This window comes from Cupriavidus sp. 01L46 (assembly GCF_056399905.1).
This window is the reverse complement of the sequence record NZ_JBFTSF010000410.1, coordinates 1-4,475: the sequence shown is the minus strand read 5'-3', so window position 1 is coordinate 4,475 and position 4,475 is coordinate 1. Positions and strand designations below refer to the sequence as shown.

5 protein-coding genes are annotated in these 4,475 nt (G+C 67.6%); 1 reads left to right on the top strand and 4 read right to left on the bottom strand.

The window, feature by feature from the left end; translation table 11 throughout:
* Positions 1-63 precede the first annotated feature (63 nt).
* The gene (locus AC1DS3_RS35580; protein WP_441639878.1) at positions 64-1,026 is read left to right on the top strand and encodes a Bug family tripartite tricarboxylate transporter substrate binding protein; all 963 of its coding nucleotides are present in this window, start codon (positions 64-66) and stop codon (positions 1,024-1,026) included.
* A 69-nt stretch (positions 1,027-1,095) separates the two neighbouring features.
* Here AC1DS3_RS35580 and AC1DS3_RS35575 read toward each other — a convergent pair whose 3' ends face one another.
* The 4 genes from AC1DS3_RS35575 to AC1DS3_RS35560 form a co-directional block, all read right to left on the bottom strand.
* Positions 1,096-1,611: a MaoC family dehydratase gene (locus tag AC1DS3_RS35575; protein WP_441639877.1), complete on the bottom strand. Its 516-nt coding sequence runs from the start codon at positions 1,609-1,611 to the stop codon at positions 1,096-1,098.
* Positions 1,612-1,705: 94 nt separating this feature from the next.
* Positions 1,706-2,680: a tripartite tricarboxylate transporter substrate binding protein gene (locus tag AC1DS3_RS35570; RefSeq protein ID WP_441639876.1), complete on the bottom strand. Its 975-nt coding sequence runs from the start codon at positions 2,678-2,680 to the stop codon at positions 1,706-1,708.
* Positions 2,681-2,753: 73 nt separating this feature from the next.
* The gene (locus tag AC1DS3_RS35565; protein WP_441639875.1) at positions 2,754-3,608 is read right to left on the bottom strand and encodes an HTD2 family dehydratase; all 855 of its coding nucleotides are present in this window, start codon (positions 3,606-3,608) and stop codon (positions 2,754-2,756) included.
* A gap of 27 nt (positions 3,609-3,635) precedes the next feature.
* Positions 3,636-4,472, bottom strand: a complete 837-nt coding sequence (locus tag AC1DS3_RS35560) for an HpcH/HpaI aldolase/citrate lyase family protein (RefSeq protein ID WP_477129035.1) — start codon at positions 4,470-4,472, stop codon at positions 3,636-3,638.
* Positions 4,473-4,475: the final 3 nt, after the last annotated feature.

The following is a 4,475-nucleotide window of genomic DNA, read 5'->3' as shown; positions in this document are numbered from 1 at the left end:
CTCTCGCAGCCAGCGCCTCCGCACGTCCGGGCACTGGCAAGACGCACAATAAGGAGGAGACAGATGAAACGATGGATGATGGCCGGCATGCTGCTGGCCTTGGTGCAAGGCACCGCAATGGCGGACAACTATCCGGCGCGCCCGGTGAAGCTGATTGTGGGCTACGCCCCGGGCGGCCCGGTCGATACCGCCGCGCGCATCTACGCCGACTACCTGGGCCGCACGCTCAAGCAGCCGGTGGTGGTGGACAACCGCGCCGGCGCCAGCGGCGCCATTGCCGCGGACCTGACGGCAAAGGCAACGCCGGACGGCTATACGCTGTACTTCGTGGCCAGCCCCACCATGACCATGACGCCGCTGATCCAGAAGTCGGTGAATTTCAATCCCACCAAGGATTTCACCTATGTCGGCCTGATCACCGACTACACCAACGTGCTGCTGATCAACAAGGATTTCCCCGCCAAGAACGTTACCGAGCTGGTCGAGTACGCGCGCAAGCATCCGGAAGGCGTCAGCTTCGGCTCGGCCGGCGTGGGCGCGTCCAACCATCTGTCCGCAGAGCTGCTCGCGCAGATGGGCGGGGTGAAGATGCTGCACGTGCCGTACAAGGGCAACTCGCCGGCGATGGCCGATGTGATCGGCGGCAAGGTGACTTTCATGTTCGACATCACCGGCACCGCCATCGGCCATATCCAGGGGGGCAAGGTGCGCGCGCTGGCCGTGACGTCGAAGACGCGCAACGCGGCGCTGCCGACCGTGCCGACCATGATCGAGTCTGGCATGAAGAACTATGACCTGACCGGCTGGTACGCGTTGATCGGCCCGCAGAAATTGCCCGCCGATGTGGTGGACAAGCTGGTCAAGGCGCAGAAATCGATCGGCGACGATCCAGCCTTCCAGCAGCGCATGACGCAGGGCGGCTATGACCTTGATATCACCGGGCCCAAGCCGCTGGCCGACCGCATCCAGCGCGAACTGAAGCTGTGGGGCGGGGTGGTGAAGACGGCGAATATCCAGGTGGATTGAGGCCGGATGGCTCCCCTCGCCAACTTGTGGCAGAGGGAGCGCGGCTTACGCGTTTGCGCGCAGCGCCGTTCAGGCGTCCGGTGCGCGCTTGCGCAGCAGGTAACGCTGCAAGCCGTCGAGCACCAGCACGCCGTGCTGGTTATGCACCGTCGAGCGCAAGCTCAGCACGCCGGTGGTACGGTTCGGCGCGAGCCCGCTGACTTCCAGCGCGCTGTACAGCGTATCGCCCACATAGACCGGATGCAGGAAACGGCTGCTCTGGTCGAGAAACCCCTTCAGCGATTCCTCCACCATATGCGGGAACAGGCCGGCGCCCGCCGCCGTCTGGATCAGCACCTGGTAGCCGTGCGCCAGCATGTGCGGCATGCCGTGGGCGCGGCAGTACTCTGCGTCGTAATGCACCGGGTGGTTGTCGCCGCTCGCCAGCTGGAAGGCGGCGAACAGCGCCTCGGTCATGGTGCGCGAGGGAAGCACAAAGCGTTCACCGGGCACAAAATCTTCGAAGTAACGCTGTTCGCACATGCGGTGGCCGCGCGGGTCGAAGCCAGTCGCTTCGGGGTTTGCTGTGGATGGCTTGATGGTCATCGGTCGGTGTCGGGGTTGGTGGCGCGAAGCAGCACGCCAGCAGAAAAAGCCGCGCCATGGCCTGGCGCAGCGCGGGTGCAGGTGCAGGTGCAGGTCAATCCGCCTTGATGCCCAGCCGCTCCACCAGCGCCTTTTCCTGCGCGATCTGCTGCAGGGCAAAGCGGGTGTAGCCTGCGCTGTCCAGGTACATCAGGTCCTGGTCCTGTTGCTTGAGCGCGGCCAGATGCTGAGGATCTTCCGCGGCGCGCCGCAGCGCGGCCTGCAGGATGTTGACCACCTTGGGGTCCATGCCCTTTGGCCCGGCCACGCCATAGGGCGAGTTCGAGACGATGTTGTAGCCGAGCTCGCGCAGCGTGGGCGCGTCGGGCCAGCGCGGGGAGCGCTGCGCCGTCCATAGATTCAGCCAGCGCAACTTGCCCGCATCGACCAGCGTGCCGGCGGCGCTGCCGGCGGCGCAGAGCTGCACATGGTTGCCCATCAGCGAGTTCAGGCAGTCGGCATCGCCCTTGAAGGGCACGTGGTTGACGGTGAGGTTCTCCTTGGTCACCAGCTCGATCATGGTGATGTGCGGCGAGCTGTACTGGCCCGGCGAGCCGTAGCTCACGGTGCCCGGCCTGGCGCGCGCATCGCGCAGGAAATCGCTCCAGTTCTTCCACGGGGAATTGGCCGGCACCACGACGCCGAAGGTGTAGCCGGTGATGCGCGACAGGTAGGTGAAATCCCGCGCCGGGTCAAAGGCGGTCTTCTGGATGAAAGGCTGACGGAACACGGTGACCGGCATCATCGACAGCGTGTAGCCGTCGGGTTTCGCTTGCCGCAGGGCAAGCGCGCCCATGGTGCCGGCCACGCCAGGCTTGTTGTCCACCACCACGGTCTGGCCGAGAGCCTTCTGCAAGGCCGCGGCAAACTGACGGACGACCACGTCGGTGGTGCCGCCCGGCGCATAGGGCACGATCAGCGTCACCGGGCGGGTGGGATAGGTGGGAGCAGGCTGCGCCTGGGTCAGCGTGGCGCAGCCTAGAACGATCGCGGCGCCAGCTATGCGCCATGGATTGCGGACTGCATGCATCGGAAGTCTCCTCTTGTTGTTGTTCCCTTCGATCCCGATGTTGTCGTTGTCGTTGTTGCTGTCCTTGCGGGGGTCAGTGCTCCACCACGGCCCATGCGTCCATCGCCTGGCCGCCGGCATCGTCGCCGGTCCACAAGGTGACCTTGCCTGGCGTGCTGGCATCGGCTGCGCCACCCACCGCCAGCGTGTCGTGATCGAACATCGGTGCCAGCCCGCGGAACCCGAAACGGCGCACCGTGGCGCCGGGCATCTCGCGCGCCAGCAGGTCCAGCGTGAGCATCGCCTGCAGCGGGCCGTGCACGACCAGGCCGGGGTAGCCTTCCACGTCGCGCACGTAGTCGTGGTCGTAGTGGATGCGGTGGCCATTGAAGGTGAGCGCGGAGAAGCGGAACAGCATCACCGGGTCGGCGCGCAGCTGGCGCTGCCATTGCGCCTGGTGCGCCAGGCGCGGGCGCGCGGGCAGTGGCTGCCCCGGCTCCGGCATGGCGCGATAGACCAGGTCATGGCGCTCGGTCAGCGCGACCTCGCCCTTGACGGTGAGCACATGCTCCACAGTGACAAACCATAGCTCTCCGCTGCGCCCGCTCTTGTGCTCGACATTGCGGATGGTGGAGGTGCGCGTCACCGTATCGCCCACGCGTAGCGGCTTGCGGAAATCCAGCTCGCCGCCGGCCCACATGCGGCGCGGCAGCGGCACCGGCGGCATGAAGCCGCCCAGCGCCGGGTGGCCGTCCTGGCCAAGCTCGCGCTGCGGGGCGCGCGGCAGGAAGTAGAGCCAGTGCCACAGCGGCGGCAGCGGGCCGCGCACCAGCGCGTCGCCGTCAAGGTCGAGCGTGGCCGCGAGGCCGATCACGGGTTCCGGGGAGAGGATCTCGGTGCGGCTTTCACTGCGGCCGATCCAGGTGCGCAGGGTTTCGAGTTGGGTCATGGCGGGGGATTGCGGATTCGGTGCCGGTTAGCCTGCCAGCGCGAGCATGCGCCGGGCCTGTTCGATGACGGGGCGGTCGACCATCTTGCCGTCGACCTGCACGGCGTGGCTGCCGCTGGCGGTGGCGTCCAGCACGCGCTGCGCCCAGTCCAGTTGCTCCGCCGTGGGCAGGAAGCCCGCGCGCACCGCGGCAAGCTGGGCCGGATGAATGCACAGCTTGGCGGCAAAGCCGAGGGCGCGCGCGTGCGCCACATCATCGGCCAGCACGGCCTCGTCCTTGAGTGCGGTGGTGACGCCATCCACGGGCGGCGGCAGGCCGGCCACGCGGGAAGCCAGCACAATGCGCGAGCGCGCCATCAGCAACGCCTCGCGGGTATGGGCGCAACCCAGGTCCACGGCGAAGTCCAGCGAGCCAAAGGCCAGCCGCGACACGCCTTGCGCGGTGGCGACCGCATCGATGCCGTGCAGGCCGCATGCGCTCTCGATGATCGCCACCAGGCGGCCCTGCGGGTTGACCTGCGCCAGCGCCTGGGCGATCTCGCCAAGCGCGGCCGGGTCTTCTGCCTTGGGCACCAGCAAGCCGGCCAGCGGTGCGCCGGACGGCAGGGCGCGCAGCCATGCCATATCGGCGGYAAAGGCGGGCGAGCTGGCGTCGTTGATGCGCACATAGGCCTGCGTCTGCGCACCGCGCCCCAGCAGCCACGCGGCAATGGCCGTGCGCGCGGCCGGCTTGGCGTCCGGATGCACGGCGTCCTCGAGATCGAGGATCAGCGCATCGGGCGCGGCGGCAGCGGCTTTGTCGAAGCGTTCGTGCCGGTCGCCCGGCACGAACAGATAGGTCATGGCGGTGGTGACGGCGGACATGAA

Coding starts and splice junctions, on each gene's coding strand:
- AC1DS3_RS35580 (WP_441639878.1), top strand. CDS start 64: ATGAAACGATGGATGATGGCCGGCATGCTGCTGGCCTTGGTGCAAGGC.
- AC1DS3_RS35570 (WP_441639876.1), bottom strand. CDS start 2,680: ATGCATGCAGTCCGCAATCCATGGCGCATAGCTGGCGCCGCGATCGTT.
- AC1DS3_RS35575 (WP_441639877.1), bottom strand. CDS start 1,611: ATGACCATCAAGCCATCCACAGCAAACCCCGAAGCGACTGGCTTCGAC.
- AC1DS3_RS35565 (WP_441639875.1), bottom strand. CDS start 3,608: ATGACCCAACTCGAAACCCTGCGCACCTGGATCGGCCGCAGTGAAAGC.